The organism is Phyllobacterium sp. K27 (genome assembly GCF_054796155.1).
This window is the reverse complement of record NZ_CM139240.1, coordinates 2,311,011-2,328,523: the sequence shown is the minus strand read 5'-3', so window position 1 is coordinate 2,328,523 and position 17,513 is coordinate 2,311,011. Positions and strand designations below refer to the sequence as shown.

Here is a 17,513-nt window from a genome sequence, read left to right as displayed (position 1 = left end):
TCATGATTATAAAATGAATCCAACAGGCGTATCATGACCTCAATCAAGCTAGACCCAATCGATATACGCATCCTTGACGAAATCCAGCGGGAAGGCCGGATTACCAAGCTCGCACTGGCCGAGCGGGTGGGTATCTCACCCACACCATGCTGGACACGGCTGCGCCGACTGGAAAAAGCCGGTATCATTACGGGTTATCATGCCCGTATCGCATTGCGGCTTATTGCGCCGATTACAACTGTGCTCATGGAGGTCACCCTAGGGGCGCACAAGCAGGCCGATTTCGAACGGTTTGAACGCGCCATCAAAACGCTGCCAGAAGTGGTTACCTGTTGGTCCGTCGGAGGCGGTGTCGATTACGTGCTCAAAGTGATGGCACGCGATATTGATGCCTACCAGCGGCTTGTCGACGATCTTCTGCAACGGGAAGTCGGGATCGACCGGTATTTTACGTATATCGTGACCAAGACCGTCAAAGATGACGCAGTATTGCCTGTGGCTGAGCTGCTGTCTTAAGCGGACACCAATTAGTCAATCTCTCTTTCAGCCTTGGCAAATAAAGACGATCTCTCTTACCCCGGCGTTTCATACAGGCTGTCTCTCTTCTGATTTGTGTGATGCTTGCATTGAACAATTCCGGGAGAGTTGAATGTCCGCTCACTTTGCACGACCAGACCGCCATGCTGCCCTCGATCGCTTGACCGATCGGCGCATGCTGCGTGAACTGGCATATGTCGATGGCCATTGGACTGCAGGTGATGCCGGGCAAACTTTTGAAGTTTCGGACCCTGCGACCGGCGCTGCCATTGCCTGGGTATCCAAGCTCGATGCAGACCAGACTACGATTGCAATCGATGCTGCTTCGAGAGCTTTACCAGCTTGGCGAGCACTTCTTCCTCAGGAGCGCACGGCAAGATTACGAAAATGGTATGAGCTCATATTGGCTGCAAAAGACGATCTTGCTTTGATCATGACGCTCGAGCAGGGAAAACCTCTTGCTGAATCACGCGGCGAAATTGAGTATGCCGCATCCTTCATCGAGTGGTATGCCGAGGAGGCGAAACGTTTAAACGCCGAGAATGTCACAAGTCATCTTTCTGGTGCGGAAATGATCGTTCGCCGCGAGGCGATTGGTGTTGTCGGAATCGTCACGCCCTGGAATTTCCCCTCAGCCATGCTGACGCGAAAGGCCGCAGCCGCATTGGCAGCGGGTTGTACCATTATTGCCCATCCATCATCAGAAACACCGCTCTCAGCGCTAGCTCTGGCAGAGCTTGCTGATCGTGCAGGCATTCCTGGCGGGGTTTTCAATATTGTCACGGGCGATGCTGCAACAGTGGTTGGACGCATGTGCGAAGACTCGCGCGTTCGGGCATTGAGCTTCACCGGGTCGACAGAAATTGGGCGATTGATTGCGGCGCAATGTGCGCCAACCATGAAGAACCTCGTCATGGAATTGGGCGGCCATGCACCATTGATCATCTTTGCCGATGCCGACATTGACCGGGCAGTTGATATTGCCATTGACGCCAAGTTCGCTACGTCCGGGCAAGATTGCCTTGCCGCAAACCGGATCTATGTCGAACGCCCGATACACGACGCTTTTGCGGCAGCCTATGCGAAGCGTATTTCAGAGTTGAACGTTGCACCGGGTCTGGCTGAAGGCGTTGATATTGGTCCGCTGATGCATGAGCGCGCTGTTCAGAAGGTTGAAGAGCAGGTTGAAGACGCATTGGCGCGAGGTGCAAAATGCATTGTGGGCGGCAAACGTCATGACGCCGGTGCATTATTTTATGAGCCCACGCTTCTTTTGAGTGTACCTGAAGATGCGCTGATTATGCGCGAGGAGACATTCGGCCCTGTGGCTGCTCTTACCGTATTTGATACGGAGGAAGAGGTCGTCCAGCGTGCCAACGCTACAGAATATGGCTTGGTTGCCTATGCCGTAACCAAGGATGGCGCGCGAATGCTTCGTCTTGGCCGCAAGCTCGAATACGGAATGGTGGCGATAAACCGCGTGAAGATCACCGGTGCACCAATTCCATTTGGCGGAATCAAACAATCCGGGCTCGGCCGTGAAGGCTCGCGCCATGGGATCGAGGCTTTCACGGAACTCAAATACCTCTGCATCGACACTCACTGATTTTTGAAGAACAGGATAATATCATGCTTGAACGCTCGAACGAACTGAATGCCTGGGATCGGGATCACTTCTTTCATCCATCAACCCATATGGGTGCTCATGCGCGCGGTGAAACGCCAACGCGCATTATCAAAAGCGGTGAAGGGGTTCATATCACTGACAGCACTGGGCGGACCAGTATCGATGCATTTGCCGGACTTTACTGCGTCAATGTGGGCTATGGCCGGACCGAAATCGCCGATGCCATTGCAAAGCAGGCCCACGAGCTTGCCTATTATCATGCCTATGTTGGGCACGGCACGGACGCATCAATCACGCTTTCCAAGATGATCATCGATCGCGCACCGGAAGGAATGAGCCGTGTTTATTTCGGGCTTTCCGGTTCCGACGCCAATGAAACCAACATCAAGCTGATCTGGTACTATAATAACGTTTTGGGTCGCCCGGAAAAGAAGAAAATCATATCCCGTTGGCGTGGCTATCATGGCTCGGGAATCATGACTGGCAGCATGACAGGACTTGAGCTTTTCCATAACGCCTTTGATCTGCCGCGTGCGCCAATTCTCCACACGGAAGCACCATATTACTTCCGCCGCGAAGATCGTTCCATGAGCGAAGAGCAGTTTTCGCAGCATTGCGCCGACAAGCTGGAAGAAATGATCCTCGCGGAAGGACCGGAAACAATCGCTGCGTTCATCGGTGAACCAATTCTTGGGACTGGCGGCATTGTTCCACCGCCAGCAGCTTACTGGGAGAAGATCCAGGCTGTACTCAACAAGTATGACATTTTGCTTGTTGCGGACGAAGTGGTCACCGGGTTTGGTCGATTGGGCACCATGTTCGGATCGGATCATTATGGCATCAAGCCCGATCTGATCACCATAGCGAAGGGGCTGACCTCGGCATATGCACCACTTTCGGGGGTCATTGTTTCGGACAAGGTTTGGCAGGTCTTGGTTAAAGGGTCTGATATGCTCGGCGCAATCGGGCATGGTTGGACTTATTCGGCGCATCCGATTTGCACCGCTGCAGGCATCGCCAATCTCGAACTCATCGACAAGCTGGATCTCGTCACAAATGCCGGCCAAACCGGCGCTTATTTCCGCAAGCAATTGACTGCAGCTTTGGCAGAAAATGCCATTGTCGGCGAAGTGCGCGGTGACGGGATGCTCGCCGCCGTAGAATTCGTTGCTGACAAGGACGACCGGAAGTTTTTCGATCCGGCATTAAAGGTCGGGCCTCGGATAGCGGCAGCTCTGGCAGAACTTGGTGTGCTTGGACGCGCCATGCCGCAGGGCGATATTCTGGGCTTTGCGCCACCTTTGTGCCTGACCCGCGAAGAGGCCGACACTGTTGTCAATGCAGCGGCCAAAGCAGTTGAGTCGGTTGCAAAGAGTCTCTGAGATTTACCAATGAAAGACACAAATGTTCCACGGACCATGGCCGCTATGCAGCTTGTCGGCCATGGCGGACTCGACAAGCTCATTTATAATGAGAACGCGCCGGTAACTGAACCAGTAGCGGGTGAAATTCTTATTGAAATAACTGCATGCGGTATGAACAATACCGATGTCTGGGTGCGGGAAGGCGCCTATGGCACCGAGGAAAATGCTAGCGCCGTTTCAACCTGGCGCCGACAGGAGCCGACACTGACGTTTCCGCGCATTCAGGGAACAGATATAGTCGGGACGATTGCGGCAGTTGGCGAGGGCGTAGACAAGGAGCGTATCGGACAACGCGTGATGGTTGATTTCTCCATCTACAATCGCGATGACGATAGTCTTGCCGATATTGATTATATTGGTCATGGGCGGGATGGCGGTTATGCAGAGTATGTAACCGTGCCCGTCGAGAATGCCCATTACGTCAATACCAATCTAAGTGATATCGAGCTTGCCACATTTTGCTGCGCTTATTTAACCGGCGAACAGATGCTGGAACGTGCAGGATTGAAAGCTGGAGAGCGCGTGCTGGTTACCGGAGCATCAGGCGGTGTCGGCTCCGGTATCGTTCAACTTGCAAGAGCACGCGGAGCAATTCCCTATGCACTGGTAGGACCGGGTAAAGAGCAAGCATTGCTCGACATTGGTGCTGAAGCAGTAATCACGCGTGGGACCAAGGATTTGGTCACCGCTGTAAACGAGGCCACAGGTGGAAAGCCAATTGACGTCGTAGCCGATCTTGTTGGCGGTTCGATATTTAACGATTTGCTGCGCATTCTTAGGGCAGAAGGTCGCTACACCACTGCCGGAGCAATTGCTGGACCTGTTGTGCAGCTTGATCTGCGCACCATGTATCTCAAGCAATTGGCTTTGCATGGTTCATCGCAGGGCACGCGGGGAGATTTCCGCCGGATCGTTCGCTATATTGAAGAAGGCAAGATCAGGCCGCTTGTTGGTGGCGTATATCCGCTTTCTCAATTCCACCGGGCCCAGACGGATTTCATGGCTAAATCCTTTGTCGGAAAACTGGTTGTCGTGCCGGATGCCAAATTCAATAATGCCGCAACTAATGGAAATCCCTAGACTTTGGCATTATGCGAACATTTCTGGGATGACGCGCCTGCGCGTCTCCCTGGACAGCATGATTAACTTCGTCACTGCGTGATACGGGCAAAATTGCCCGCTGCTCTGAGAGGCGATAAAGATCGCCAGTTCGATCAGTAAGCTTTCTGGCAACGATGTGCACCACATTATCAGCGCTTTGAACTATTCCTTCGATCAGGATCAGTCGAGATCCCATGACTTCCTTGCGGTAAAGGTTGAGAAGCTTTTGCCAGATGACAATATTGGAAATGCCCGTTTCATCTTCGATGGTCATAAAGACGACGCCTTTTGCGGTTCCAGGTCTTTGACGGACTGTGACCACGCCAGCCAGTTTGACACGCTTATTATTTGCAAGACTATTTGCAAAATTGCATGTGGAAACGCCTGCAGACGCGAACATATCACGCAGAAACTGCATCGGATGCCCTTTGAGCGATAGCCTTGTCGATTCGTAATCGGCAATGACGTGCTCGGAGAGTTTCATTTGAGGAAGAACCGTTTTGACTTCCGTAGCCAGCTCATTTGTTTCAGCCGCTTGGAATAGAGGCAATGTCACGTTATCGGGGAAACGACGCACCGCCCAGAGCGCTTCTCGCCGGTCGATACCCAACGAGCGAAATGCGTCTCCATCGGCAAGCAAGATAAAGGCGCGTCTCTCAAGTTTTGTCAGGCGTCTTACCTCTTCAATATCAATATAGGGGCGTTTTCTTCTCTCGCAGATCAAGTCTGCCCAGTGTTTTGAGAAACCATCGACCTGACGAAAGCCGAGGCGGGTGCATAAAACACCATATTCGTTGGATTCCAGTGTGTTATCCCAATGACTGAAATTAATATCTACAGGACGGACTTCGACATCATGTTTGCGCGCATCGCGAATAATCTGGTCTGGCGGATAAAAACCCATGGGCTGTGAGTTCAACAATGCTGCCGCGAAAACAGCTGGATGGTGACATTTTATCCATGAGGAAATGTAGACGAGAATGGCAAAACTCGCAGCATGGCTTTCGGGGAAACCATATTCACCAAAACCCTTGATCTGATTGAAGCAGCTTTGCGCGAAATCTCTTTCGTAGCCTCGGCGAACCATGCCTTCCACCATCTTGTTTTCCAATGTGTGAATAGTTCCCACATGTCGGAATGTCGCCATGGCGCGGCGTAACTGATTGGCTTCATCGCCAGTAAAACCAGCAGCAACGATAGCAATGCTCATCGCTTGCTCCTGAAAGAGAGGAACTCCAAGAGTCCGCACAAGGACATCTTTCAATTCGTCTTTGTGCCCATGATCGGGCGAGGGTGAGGGATAAACAACAGAATCAGGATTATTGCGCCGCTTCAAATAGGGATGAACCATGTCGCCCTGAATGGGGCCGGGCCGGACAATGGCGACTTCGATAACCAGATCATAGAACGTCCTCGGACGAAGACGCGGCAGCATATTCATCTGTGCGCGGCTTTCCACTTGGAAAACCCCAAGTGAATCCGCTTTGCAGAGCATGTCGTAAACCTTTTTATCACCCAGCGGGATGTCTGCGAGTTCATAGCGACTGCCGCCATGCAGATGGATGAGATCAAAAGCTTTGCGGATACAGGTGAGCATGCCGAGTGAAAGAACATCAACCTTCATGATATTGAGCTCGTCAATATCATCCTTGTTCCATTCGATGAAAGTACGGTCTTTCATCGCCGCAGGTCCTATTGGAACAGTTTCGTCGAGACGTTTCTGCGTGAGAACGAAACCACCGACATGTTGAGAAAGGTGACGTGGGAAACCAAGCAGTTCCTTGGCAAGTTTTATGGTGCGGCGGATCATGATATTGTCAGGATCAAGCCCAGCCTGCTTTATTTCCTGCTTTTCAACGATTGATCCCCAACTGCCCCAAACCATATTGGCCAAAGCGGCAGTGACATCTTCTGTCAGGCCCAGCGCTTTCCCAACGTCACGGATTGCACTGCGCGATCGATAACTGATGACGGTTGCAATGATTGCAGCATGGTCGCGCCCATATCGCTTGAAAATCCATTGCATGACTTCTTCGCGGCGCTCATGCTCGAAATCCACGTCAATATCAGGTGGCTCTTTGCGTTCTTTTGAAAGAAACCGGTCAAAAAGCAGATTGCTGGTGGCAGGATCAACGGCCGTAATGCCCAAGCAATAACAGACAGCAGAATTGGCCGAGGAACCGCGCCCCTGACAAAGAATATTCTGTGAGCGGGCATAGGCAACAATGTCATAAACAGTCAGAAAGTAGGGCGCGTATTCCAACTCCCCGATCAGGGTCAGTTCTTTTTCCAGGATGATAGATACATTCTTGGGAATGCCATCCGGATAGCGTTTATGGGCGCCGACCCATGTTTCATCAATCAGATGTTGTTGGGGTGTTTTGCCGGGCGGAACAGGTTCATCAGGATATTGATAACGTAAATCATCAAGAGAAAAACTGATCGGTTTCACAAAACGCTGCGTTTCTTGCAATGCTTCGGGAAAATACCGAAAAAGATACTGCATATCGGTTGGCGATTTCAGATGCCGCTCTGCATTTTTCTCCAGCTTACGACCTGCTGTTTCTATCGTGACATGCTCCCGAATACAGGTCAGCACATCTTGAAGCGGTCGCCGGGCAGGGGTGTGATAAAGCACATCATTGACCGCTAAAAGCGGGAGGTTTGCCTCGGTTGCAATGCGCGCCAGTTTTTCACCATAACGCCTGTCGGCTCCTTGACGCAGCATCATCAGGCCAAGCCAGACGCAATCCGGTGCTGCTAAAGACAGTTTTTTAAGGAAAACCAAAAAACTTTTATCTAGATTTGCAGAAGGCATCACAGCTATCTGAAAATTGTCTGCCTTGAAAAGAAAATCTTCGAGAACAAGATGGCATTCACCTTTGATCTTGGCGCGATGCTTTCCCACACTCAAAATCTGGCATAGCTGACCATAGGCAGAGCGGTCTCGCGGATAAACAACAAGATCAGGTGTCCCATCAGTGAAGCTTAACCGACAGCCAATATAGAGATTTATGGAAAGACCTTGTTCTTTTTTGATTTCTTTTCGAGCGCTATGGGCCCGCACCACGCCAGCAAGTGTATTGCAATCAGCAATACCAATGCCTTTAAGAGCGAGAAGGGCTGCCGCCAACACCAGTTCCTGGGGTTGTGATGCACCCTTCAGGAAGGAGAAATTACTGGTGACGGCAAGCTCGGTATAATCCATCAGGCAAAAATCCCATGCAAATACCATCGGGGGTTGGGATCGCTGCGCTCATACAGCCCCTCGCGAAACACCCAAAAACGCTTTCCCTGATCATCTTCGACCCGGTAATAGTCGCGTGTGAGAGCACCTGCATGCTCACGCCACCATTCCGGTGCAATACGTTCGGGGCCTTCAGCAAAAACAATCATGTGCTGTACACGGCGCCACATAAACCGTGCAGGGGCACCGTCAGGAATTCCCGATGTTGTTTCAATGCGTTCTGGGGGATTAAACAGCCTGATCGGTCTCTCGAGAGGATTATCCGGCTGATATTCGGGTGACCACTGAACTGATTGATCTGTTCTACTCTGGGCCGCAGCCTCAAGCATGACAGCACGTTCAGGAATGTGCGTATCAACTGCAACAGGTCGCAAAACACGCGAATTACCCAGCCTTATAGAAAGCCTGTCAATGAGCGCATCGAATGCTTCTGTCTCTTGTCGCGTATTGTCGAGACTTTTCTGCAGCTCCTGTGTCTGTTCCGTTCGAACGGCAGAGAGACGAATAATATCAAAGCCATAACCTGCGTCCAAAGGGTCTGCCAAGGTTGACAGTCTCTCTTTGAGCAGCCGCATCAAGTTTTTTGTCTCGACAATCGGCCTTCCGGCTTCAATGCAAATCCGGCGCACATTGCCATCGACACGAAAAAAGCTCGCTTCGATTTCACGTGCACCTTGAACGCGAACTTGCAATTGCCTGAAAAGTTCATCCGCGAGAGATTGAAGCAAGAACTCGACGGAATCCATAACAACCAAAGGTTCGGCCATACGCCGCTCAACCATGCAGACAGGCACAATACGTCGTGGAGAAATTGGATGGTTTTGTCTGCCGAAAAGAGTATCCAAGCGACTGACCAGCTCTTTTCCGAAACGCGCCGCGAGAGCAGCGCGGGGCAGAACCTCAACTTCGCCAATATGCAGCAGACCTGCCCGCTTCAGACCGGCAAGATGTACTGCTTCTATTTCAAGACAGGCAAGATACAGTTTATGCAATCTCTTTTCTTCATCATCGCCTATAACACCACCGGACGAATAGCGCGCAAAGGCACGGGCAGAGGCCGGATTATTGGCGATGGCTGATTTGACGGCCACGCCTTGCTGGTTAAGGCGAGTATGAATATCCTTGAGCATAGTGTGCTCATCTCCAAAAAGATGAACGCAGCCTGTAATATCGAGGACAAGGCCATCCGGATCGTCAAAAGCTACCAGTGGCGTATATCGATCACACCAATCCGCCAGACGCTCCAAGAATGCAGAATCCTGACGAGGTGAGGCAAAAGCGATATCCAGCTTTTCAAACTGTGCACATGCATCAGCCAAAGTCATGCTTTTGTATAAACCCGCTTTTGCAGATCTCTGATCAACAGCTACCAGCCGTAAAACATTTGCAATCTTGTCAACAATAACGAGATACTGATCAGAACGATCGCGCTGCGGATTTTCGCGTTTGAGACGATCCGTAGGAAGATGTGGAAACCACAGGGCCAAAAATCGGCTCGATCCGTTGGAAAACATGATTTTCAATCTCCCATTGTAATAGCCATTGGCCTGTTTTTCCCTGTCTGTTGCGAATAAGTTGGACTTGAAAAACAGGGTTTCCGGGCGCGTTTGCACCCGGTGATTGTGAGGGTGCGGCGCGGACTAGCCATCGCGTGACAGCAGAATTTTCACCAGGAGTGGCACCTAACCTCAGTAGAAAGGCGGGCACATCAGCCTGTTGCGCGTTAAGCAGTAATTTCCGGGAGGCAGTCAGATCCAGACATTTGGGATTGCTCCATGGCACGATAATGACTGCACCCATGCCGCGAATGGCGAGACTGTCTGAAGCAGCTTTTTAAGACATTATGAGGCGATGAGCCCCGCACGAAAATCACTCGATCAGGATCAAGACCGAAATAATGCAAGCCGGGAGCATAAGGAAAGCCCTGTTCATTGCCTGTAAAATCTTCTTCAATCCAAAGAATAGGATTCTGATCAGATGATGCACGCAAGGCGAGAGCAATTACAAAGCCTGTAGCGGCCCCGGCATCCCCACTTTCCTCTGCAAAAACTTCATGAAGTGCGCCCCGCTGAAGGCCACCTCGAAATATGCTGTCTACATCCCGGCAACCAAGATCAAAGGCCGAGACAGGCGTACCTTGTGCGCCTTGCCTGCTCAAAGCCGCAATATTGCGTCTTAACGCCGTTAGATCGACGATTGCCACTGCATAACCCTTGTTTGTTCATGATATGTTCTATTATCAAGTTTAAGAAATGCAGTGTCAAGCGGCTCTGATTTCTGATTTGGTTTTTAACCACAAAAGAGCTTTTGAACGCAGCAGATTTTGTATCGGTCGATTTCATCGCCGTACGAGAACCCGACTTCTATGAGGCCAATGTCGATAGCGCGCTTGACGCTCTCGTGGAGCTTTATCTTACAAAGGACATGCCCGAACGGATGAAGCACCCGAACCAATGTTGCAACGGCTGCGCAACTTGCTCGAGGCGCATATGACCACAGACGGGGTACTCTTTAACTCCCGCGCATGGATAATTATCGCTCAAGAGGGCAGGGCAGTTTGTGAGCTGCAAACACGACTTCAACAATGCTTCAATGAAATTGCTCAGAAACAATGGTGAGCGCGCAGGGGTTCGAACCCTGGACCTACTGATTAAAAGTCAGTTGCTCTACCAGCTGAGCTACGCGCTCCCTTGAAAGCCGTAATTGGCCTCGGGAAGTGCGGCGGAACATAGGTGCGAGATGGCAATCGGTCAACAGCTATTGTGCATAGTTTCTGTGATAAAAAGCGTTGTTTTTGCAGCTTTCTACAAATTTCAGCGATCGAACCATCTTGCGATCCCGAAATTGATCGCAGGAATGGCGAAAAGGTGATTGGAAATCCGAAGAGATTCGGCTTATTCCGGCGCAAACGCGAATGACCGAGAAGGAGCGCATATGGCGCTTGATGTTTCCTATCTGACTGCAGCCGGTGCTGGTGCACTCTCATTTCTTTCACCTTGTGTACTGCCTCTCGTACCACCCTACCTGTGCTACATGGCCGGGGTGACAGTTGAAGATTTCCGAGCCGATGCATCCATCGCCAAAATCTCACCGGTCAGGCGAGCACTCCTGCTGTCATCCTTTAGTTTTGTTTTGGGATTTACCACAGTTTTTGTACTGCTTGGGGCAGGCGCATCAACGATCGGCGGGTTCCTGCGTATGTGGCAGCAGGAAATAGCTATCCTCGCGGGAATCGTCATTATTGTTATGGGATTGAATTTTCTGGGTGTGTTCAGGCTGGCATTCCTATCCCGCGAAGCCCGGTTCCAAAGCAAAGGAGCACCGGCCAATCCCTTTGCTGCCTATATTATGGGATTGGCATTCGCGTTTGGCTGGACGCCATGCATAGGACCGGTGCTTGGTCCAATATTGGCGCTGGCCGGCGCACGCGATACGGTTGCTGACGGGGCACTATTGCTTGCAATCTATTCCCTTGGACTCGGCATTCCCTTTATAATTGCTGCGTTGTTTTCTGGCGTGTTCATGCGGTTTCTTTCCCGGTTCCGCATGCATCTCGGCAAGGTCGAAAAAATCATGGGGGGCTTGCTGGTCATTACGGGCGTTCTCTTCTTAACCGGAGGATTACAGACATTTTCCTTCTGGCTGCTTGAAACATTTCCCATCCTTGGCCAACTCGGCTAAAGAGACGCAAGTTACCAAATTGCAACCAGCATTGTGCCATGCTGCAGTACGATAACGCTTTGACCAAATGATCTGAAAGTCCAAGCCATGACATCACGCACTTGTCTTACGGTTATTCTCGCTGCCGGAGAAGGCACGAGGATGAAGTCCTCATTGCCGAAAGTACTGCATGAAATAGCAGGATTGCCGATTGTGGGACACGTCGCCAAGGCAGTGCAGGGGGCTGGCGGCAGCGATATCGCCTTGGTTGTTGGCCGTGGTGCCGACAAGGTTGAAACTTCCGTGCGCTCGCTTGTGAAGAATCTCACTGTTCACGAGCAGGCGGAACGTCTTGGTACAGGACACGCCGTCCTTGCAGCACAATCTGCCATCAAAGCAGGTTACGATGATGTCATCGTGGTATTTGGTGATACGCCGCTTATCGAAACATCCGCTCTGGAAATGGCTCGTGAGAAATTGGCCAGTGGGTCGGACATTGTTGTTATGGGATTCCGGCCTGATAATCCGCATGGATATGGCCGCCTGATTGAACAAGACGGCCAATTGATCGCGATACGTGAAGAAAAGGATGCCAGCGAAACCGAGAAGAAAATCGGTTTTTGCAATGGCGGTCTGATGGCGTTGCGCGGTGATAGTGCTTTGGCATTGCTTCACATGATCAAAAATGAAAATGCGAAAGGCGAGTACTATCTGACCGACGTCGTAGAGATCGCCAATTCGCAAGGAAAGTCTGTTGTTGCGATCGAAATTTCTCCAGACAATGTGATTGGCATCAATACACGGCTGGAACTCGCGGAAGCGGAAACGATCTGGCAGAACCGTAAACGTCGCGAAATGATGCTGGCAGGTGTATCCATGCAAGCGCCGGAAACCGTATTTTTCTCTCATGACACATTGATTGAGGCGGATGTTACACTGGAGCCAAATATTGTTTTTGGTCCTGGCGTTTCTATTGCTTCCGGCACTGTGGTCCACGCATTTTCTCATCTTGAAGGCGCAAAGATCGGAGCTAATGCGAGCATTGGCCCATTTGCCCGCTTGCGCCCGGGCGCTGATCTTGCAGCAAAAGCAAAAGTGGGAAATTTTGTTGAAGTAAAGAACGCAACAATCGGGCAGGGCGCCAAACTCAATCATTTGAGCTACATCGGAGATGCTACGATTGGTGCTGACGCAAATATTGGCGCAGGCACGATCACGTGTAATTATGATGGTTACAACAAGTACCATACGGAAATTGGAACCAACACATTCGTAGGGTCCAACTCGTCTCTCGTAGCGCCAGTATCGATAGGCGATAATGCCTATGTCGCTTCCGGCAGCGTGATTACCGAAAATGTCCCGGCAGATGCGCTGGCTTTTGGGAGGGCGCGTCAAGAGATCAAGGAAGGGCGCGCTGTCCAATTGCGGGCGCGATATGCTGCGTTAAAACTGTCGAAAAAGGCAAAGTAGGCAGTCCCTTTAATTCATGCAAGATTGAGTAACAAAACTTGACTTTCTGTCATGGCGATTGCGCCATAGGCAGAGGTGGCAAATTGAGGCATCGGAGTTTTATATGTGCGGAATTGTAGGAATCATCGGGCGGGAACAGGTTGCTCCTCTTCTGGTCGATGCGCTCAAGCGGCTTGAATATCGTGGTTACGACTCCGCTGGTGTTGCAACGCTGGAAAACGGTTTGCTTGATCGCAGGCGCGCAGAAGGCAAGCTTATAAACCTCGATAACCTGCTGAAAGAAAATCCGCTTGGAGGAACAATCGGTATTGGCCACACGCGCTGGGCTACACACGGTGCACCGATTGTCCGCAATGCTCATCCCCACACAACGCCGCGCCTTGCTGTCATTCACAATGGTATCATCGAGAACTTTGCTGAGCTTCGCGCCATGCTGGAAGCGGACGGCTATGTTTTTGAGACCGAAACCGACACCGAGACGGTCGCCCATCTGGTAACGCGTGCTTTAGACCGCGGCCTTGCCCCGGTGGAGGCCGTTCGCGAAACATTGCCCCAGTTGCGCGGTGCTTTCGCAATCGCCATCATGTTCAAGGGCGAAGATGATTTACTGATAGCAGCGCGCAATGGACCACCGCTTGCGGTTGGTTATGGGCAAGGGGAGATGTATCTCGGCTCCGATGCGATAGCGCTTGCGCCCTTCACCGATAATTTATCCTATCTTGAGGATGGTGACTGGGCAGTTCTCACGCACAATGGCGTAACGATTTATGACGAGTCTGGTGCGACCGTACACAGGGCCATTCAAAAATCAGCTGGTTCAGCTTTTCTGGTAAGCAAAGGCAATCACAGGCATTTCATGGAAAAGGAAATCCATGAACAGCCGGAGGTTATTTCTCACACGCTGGCAAACTATCTGGATTTCGCCAACGGAACCATTCGGGCAGATGCTGCGCCGATTGATTTCGCTAGAGTTGACCGGATTGCAGCTTCCGCTTGTGGCACTGCTTTCTATGCGGGTCTCGTTGGTAAATACTGGTTTGAGCGTATCGCAAGGTTGCCGGTAGATATCGACGTTGCTTCTGAGTTTCGCTACCGCGAAATGCCGCTGTCGAAAGACAGTCTGGCTCTGTTTGTCTCCCAATCGGGCGAAACAGCTGACACTCTGGCCTCATTGCGTTATTGCAAGGAGCAGGGCCTCGCAGTTGGCACTGTCGTCAATGTCAGGGAATCGACGATGGCTCGTGAGTCCGACACAATTTTCCCGACTCTTGCCGGCCCTGAAGTGGGCGTCGCATCCACCAAGGCATTTACATGCCAGCTTTCCGTATTGGCATCCTTGGCAATAGCAGCCGGTAAAATGCGCGGGACGATCAGCGGACAGGAAGAACGCCAGCTTGTGCGTGAGCTTTCTGAGATTCCTCGTTATGCCACTCAAGCGTTGAAACTTGAGAGCCAAATCGAGGCGATCAGCCGCGACCTCAGTCAGGTCAAGCACGTTTTGTATCTGGGTCGTGGCACAAATTATCCATTGGCTCTTGAAGGCGCGTTGAAACTCAAGGAAATTTCCTACATTCACGCGGAGGGTTATGCCGCCGGAGAATTGAAGCACGGGCCGATTGCGCTGATCGACGAATCCATGCCGGTCATTGTCATCGCTCCACATGATCGCTGGTTTGAAAAAACCATATCAAACATGCAGGAAGCAGCGGCGCGTGGTGGCAAGATCATTCTTATAACGGATGAAAAGGGTGCAGCGGCCAATAGTTTGAAAACCTGGCATACGATTGTCCTGCCGGACATGCCGGAGATCATTACGCCGATCATTTATACATTGCCGATCCAGATGCTGGCTTATTACACCGCCGTCTTCATGGGCACGGACGTGGATCAGCCACGCAATCTCGCCAAGTCAGTTACAGTGGAATAATCAGCCAGCGCGAAGCAGCCTGACTGCTTCGTCTCGCTCGAAAAGATATAGCAGAACGCGTAGGGCCTCGCCGCGCGCGCTCTGTAATTCCGGATCTCGCGTCAGAATATAACGTGCATCCTTGCGGGCAACTTCCAAAAACTCCTGATGGGCTTCGATATTCGCAAGGCGAAACCCGGGAGTGCCGGATTGACGCGTACCAAGAAGCTCGCCTTCGCCGCGCAATTTCAAATCTTCCTCGGCAATACGGAAGCCATCTTCAGTCTCGCGCATGATCTTGAGGCGCGCTTGCGCGACTTCGCCAAGCGGACCTTTATAAATCAGCAGGCATGTCGAAGGCTTGTCGCCACGCCCCACGCGCCCGCGCAGCTGATGTAATTGCGCGAGGCCAAAGCGCTCTGCGTGCTCGATAACGATGATTGTTGCATCGGGAACATCAACGCCGACTTCAATGACCGTGGTGGCAACCAGCAAGCGCGTCTCGCCACTTTTGAAAGCAGCCATTGCCGCATCTTTTTCGGCGCCGCTCATTCGGCCATGAACAAGCCCAATGCGGTCTCCAAGCAAGGGCTGGAGCGATTGAAAACGCTCTTCCGCCGAGACGAGATCCACCAATTCGGACTCTTCCACCAAAGGACAAATCCAATAGATCTTCTGGCTGTCATTAATAGCGGTACGCATGCGATCCACAAGTTCGCTGAGTCGCTCCATCGGCAGGATAGCTGTGGTAATCGGGCGGCGGCCCGCGGGCTTTTCCGTCAGCTTTGACACATCCATATCGCCGAATGCGGTGAGTACCAGAGTGCGGGGGATGGGAGTCGCCGTCATGACCAGCATGTCAGGCGCCGTGCCTTTGGATGTCAAAAGCAGGCGCTGATGTACACCGAAACGATGCTGTTCATCGACAATCACCAATACCAGATCGTGATAATTGACCTTTTCCTGAAAAAGCGCATGCGTTCCAACGATAATATGGATTGCACCGGTTCTTAGCCCCTCAAGAATCTCTTCCCGTTCACGACCCTTTTCGCGCGCCGTCAACAATGCGACTCTCAAATCGGCCGTCTGCGCCAATGGTGCAATTGTTGCAAAGTGTTGCCGGGCAAGAACCTCTGTCGGCACCATAAGCGCCGACTGTCCACCAGCCTCGGCTGCATGAGCCATGGCAAGCAATCCGACAATGGTTTTCCCGGAGCCAACATCGCCTTGCAGGAGCCGCAGCATACGATCCGGCTCACGCAGATCGGCGATGATTTCCCCGATTGCCTGCCGCTGGCTATTGGTCAGCGAGTAAGGGAGGGCCGCGATAATCTTTGCCTTCAGGTGACCGTCACCTTCAAGCTTGCGACCGGAAAGCCGTCGGGTTTTCATGCGAACCAAGGCGAGTGCCAGTTGCCCGGCCAGAAACTCATCATAGGCCAATCGCTGTCTTGCCGGATGATCAAGCGCGATGTCTTTTGGATCTTGCGGATTATGCAGGGTTTGCAGAGCCTGACGATGAGAGGGCAGATTGTATTTTTCAAGAACAGGCGGATCGATCCATTCGGGCATATCCGGCATCTTGCCAAGCGCCTCCTGGACGCTTCGCGCAAGAACCTTGGGTGATAGTCCAGCGGTTAGTGGATAGACCGGCTCAACCAAGGGAAGTGAAGCCGCATCTTCAAGGCTGGCAATGTGGTCCGGGTGGACCATGGTCGGTCGTCCGTTGAACCATTCCATGGTACCGGACACAATGACGGTTTCTCCAACAGGCATCGCCTTTTCCAACCAAGCCTGTTTTGCATGAAAGAATGTCAGACCAATCTCGCCAGTATCGTCATGAGCATATACGCGATGAGGAACATTGCTGCGACCGCTTGGCGCTGGTTGGTGGCGATCAATACGCACCTCAAGGGTCACGATCGCACCTTCCGGCGCATAGGCAATGCCGGGACGATTGCGGCGATCAATGACACTGTGAGGCGGCAAGTACACAAGATTACCAACACGCGGTTCGGCTCCGGGCGGTTGTGTACCCAATAGTGTACCCAAAAGGGCCGATACCTTCGGGCCAATACCCGAAAGCGAACGGACGGAAGCAAATAGCGGATCAAGCAAGGAAGGACGCATATGTAACGTTTAACGCGTTCGATTTGCGTTGCAAGGCTGACAGACGCCACAAGGCAGGCTATACCCAGCCGCATCAATTGATCGGTGCCTTGATTTTTACTAACGGAGCTTGCTCATGACTGGAAGCAGTCGCACTACCGCTGACTTGCCGCCAAGACAAAGACGGATACTTTTCCGCTGTTGGCATCGCGGCATGCGCGAAATGGACTTGATTCTTGGCCAGTTTGCTGATGCTCACATTGATAGTTTGTCTGACGAAGAACTCGACCAATATGAGTCTCTTATGGAAGCGCTTGATCGCGACTTGCTGAAATGGGTCACGGGTGAGGCTGAAGTTCCTGCCGAATTCGACACGCCAATCTTTCACAAGGTTGTCGCCTCCCGCCATAATCTGAAATACTAGGTCACGCC

Annotated in this window: 12 protein-coding genes and 1 tRNA gene; 8 read left to right on the top strand and 5 right to left on the bottom strand. The window is 51.8% G+C overall.

Annotation, left to right across the window (positions count from 1 at the left end; translation table 11 throughout):
* Positions 1-33 precede the first annotated feature (33 nt).
* The 4 genes from ACYJL1_RS11330 (at position 34) to ACYJL1_RS11315 (ending at position 4,668) form a co-directional block, all read left to right on the top strand.
* Positions 34-516 (top strand): Lrp/AsnC family transcriptional regulator, encoded by a 483-nt coding sequence (locus tag ACYJL1_RS11330; RefSeq protein WP_460895502.1) that lies wholly within the window; start codon positions 34-36, stop codon positions 514-516.
* A gap of 133 nt (positions 517-649) precedes the next feature.
* Positions 650-2,143, top strand: a complete 1,494-nt coding sequence (locus ACYJL1_RS11325; protein ID WP_460895501.1) for an NAD-dependent succinate-semialdehyde dehydrogenase — start codon at positions 650-652, stop codon at positions 2,141-2,143.
* 23 nt (positions 2,144-2,166) lie between these two features.
* The gene (locus ACYJL1_RS11320; protein ID WP_460895500.1) at positions 2,167-3,546 is read left to right on the top strand and encodes an aminotransferase; all 1,380 of its coding nucleotides are present in this window, start codon (positions 2,167-2,169) and stop codon (positions 3,544-3,546) included.
* Between the two features lie 9 nt (positions 3,547-3,555).
* The gene (locus tag ACYJL1_RS11315; protein ID WP_460895499.1) at positions 3,556-4,668 is read left to right on the top strand and encodes an alcohol dehydrogenase family protein; all 1,113 of its coding nucleotides are present in this window, start codon (positions 3,556-3,558) and stop codon (positions 4,666-4,668) included.
* Here the strand turns inward: ACYJL1_RS11315 and ACYJL1_RS11310 are convergent.
* The 4 genes from ACYJL1_RS11310 to ACYJL1_RS11295 form a co-directional block, all read right to left on the bottom strand.
* Positions 4,652-7,900, bottom strand: coding sequence for an error-prone DNA polymerase (locus ACYJL1_RS11310; RefSeq protein ID WP_460898020.1), 3,249 nt, complete (start codon positions 7,898-7,900; stop codon positions 4,652-4,654). The genes ACYJL1_RS11315 and ACYJL1_RS11310 overlap by 17 nt on opposite strands.
* Positions 7,897-9,339, bottom strand: coding sequence for a Y-family DNA polymerase (locus tag ACYJL1_RS11305; protein WP_460898019.1), 1,443 nt, complete (start codon positions 9,337-9,339; stop codon positions 7,897-7,899). Before ACYJL1_RS11305 ends, ACYJL1_RS11310 begins: the two co-directional genes overlap by 4 nt.
* A gap of 320 nt (positions 9,340-9,659) precedes the next feature.
* On the bottom strand, positions 9,660-10,139 hold the full coding sequence (locus ACYJL1_RS11300; RefSeq protein WP_460895498.1) for an ImuA family protein: 480 nt from the start codon (positions 10,137-10,139) through the stop codon (positions 9,660-9,662).
* A 409-nt stretch (positions 10,140-10,548) separates the two neighbouring features.
* A tRNA-Lys gene (locus tag ACYJL1_RS11295) sits at positions 10,549-10,624 on the bottom strand.
* A 246-nt stretch (positions 10,625-10,870) separates the two neighbouring features.
* Here ACYJL1_RS11295 and ACYJL1_RS11290 point away from each other — a divergent pair.
* The 3 genes from ACYJL1_RS11290 to glmS all read left to right on the top strand — a co-directional run bounded on the left by ACYJL1_RS11290 (position 10,871) and on the right by glmS (position 14,993).
* Positions 10,871-11,617 carry a cytochrome c biogenesis CcdA family protein gene (locus ACYJL1_RS11290; RefSeq protein ID WP_460895497.1) on the top strand — a complete coding sequence of 249 codons (747 nt, stop codon included), beginning with the start codon at positions 10,871-10,873 and terminating at the stop codon, positions 11,615-11,617.
* 87 nt (positions 11,618-11,704) lie between these two features.
* The gene (gene glmU / locus ACYJL1_RS11285) at positions 11,705-13,066 is read left to right on the top strand and encodes a bifunctional UDP-N-acetylglucosamine diphosphorylase/glucosamine-1-phosphate N-acetyltransferase GlmU (protein WP_460895496.1); all 1,362 of its coding nucleotides are present in this window, start codon (positions 11,705-11,707) and stop codon (positions 13,064-13,066) included.
* A 103-nt stretch (positions 13,067-13,169) separates the two neighbouring features.
* Positions 13,170-14,993: a glutamine--fructose-6-phosphate transaminase (isomerizing) gene (gene glmS, locus ACYJL1_RS11280; RefSeq protein WP_460895495.1), complete on the top strand. Its 1,824-nt coding sequence runs from the start codon at positions 13,170-13,172 to the stop codon at positions 14,991-14,993.
* Here the strand turns inward: glmS and recG are convergent, their stop codons facing one another.
* A complete protein-coding gene (recG, locus tag ACYJL1_RS11275; RefSeq protein WP_460895494.1) occupies positions 14,994-17,102 on the bottom strand; it encodes an ATP-dependent DNA helicase RecG in 2,109 nt (702 codons plus the stop codon).
* A gap of 115 nt (positions 17,103-17,217) precedes the next feature.
* On the opposite strand from recG, the gene ACYJL1_RS11270 reads away from it, so the two are divergent.
* A complete protein-coding gene (locus tag ACYJL1_RS11270) occupies positions 17,218-17,505 on the top strand; it encodes an FAD assembly factor SdhE (RefSeq protein ID WP_460895493.1) in 288 nt (95 codons plus the stop codon).
* Positions 17,506-17,513: the final 8 nt, after the last annotated feature.

Bases quoted from the DNA above. Each gene is read 5' to 3' on its own strand.
- ACYJL1_RS11325 (WP_460895501.1), top strand. From the start codon at position 650: ATGTCCGCTCACTTTGCACGACCAGACCGCCATGCTGCCCTCGATCGC.
- ACYJL1_RS11320 (WP_460895500.1), top strand. From the start codon at position 2,167: ATGCTTGAACGCTCGAACGAACTGAATGCCTGGGATCGGGATCACTTC.
- glmU (WP_460895496.1), top strand. From the start codon at position 11,705: ATGACATCACGCACTTGTCTTACGGTTATTCTCGCTGCCGGAGAAGGC.
- recG (WP_460895494.1), bottom strand. From the start codon at position 17,102: ATGCGTCCTTCCTTGCTTGATCCGCTATTTGCTTCCGTCCGTTCGCTT.
- ACYJL1_RS11290 (WP_460895497.1), top strand. From the start codon at position 10,871: ATGGCGCTTGATGTTTCCTATCTGACTGCAGCCGGTGCTGGTGCACTC.
- ACYJL1_RS11330 (WP_460895502.1), top strand. From the start codon at position 34: ATGACCTCAATCAAGCTAGACCCAATCGATATACGCATCCTTGACGAA.
- ACYJL1_RS11315 (WP_460895499.1), top strand. From the start codon at position 3,556: ATGAAAGACACAAATGTTCCACGGACCATGGCCGCTATGCAGCTTGTC.
- ACYJL1_RS11270 (WP_460895493.1), top strand. From the start codon at position 17,218: ATGACTGGAAGCAGTCGCACTACCGCTGACTTGCCGCCAAGACAAAGA.
- glmS (WP_460895495.1), top strand. From the start codon at position 13,170: ATGTGCGGAATTGTAGGAATCATCGGGCGGGAACAGGTTGCTCCTCTT.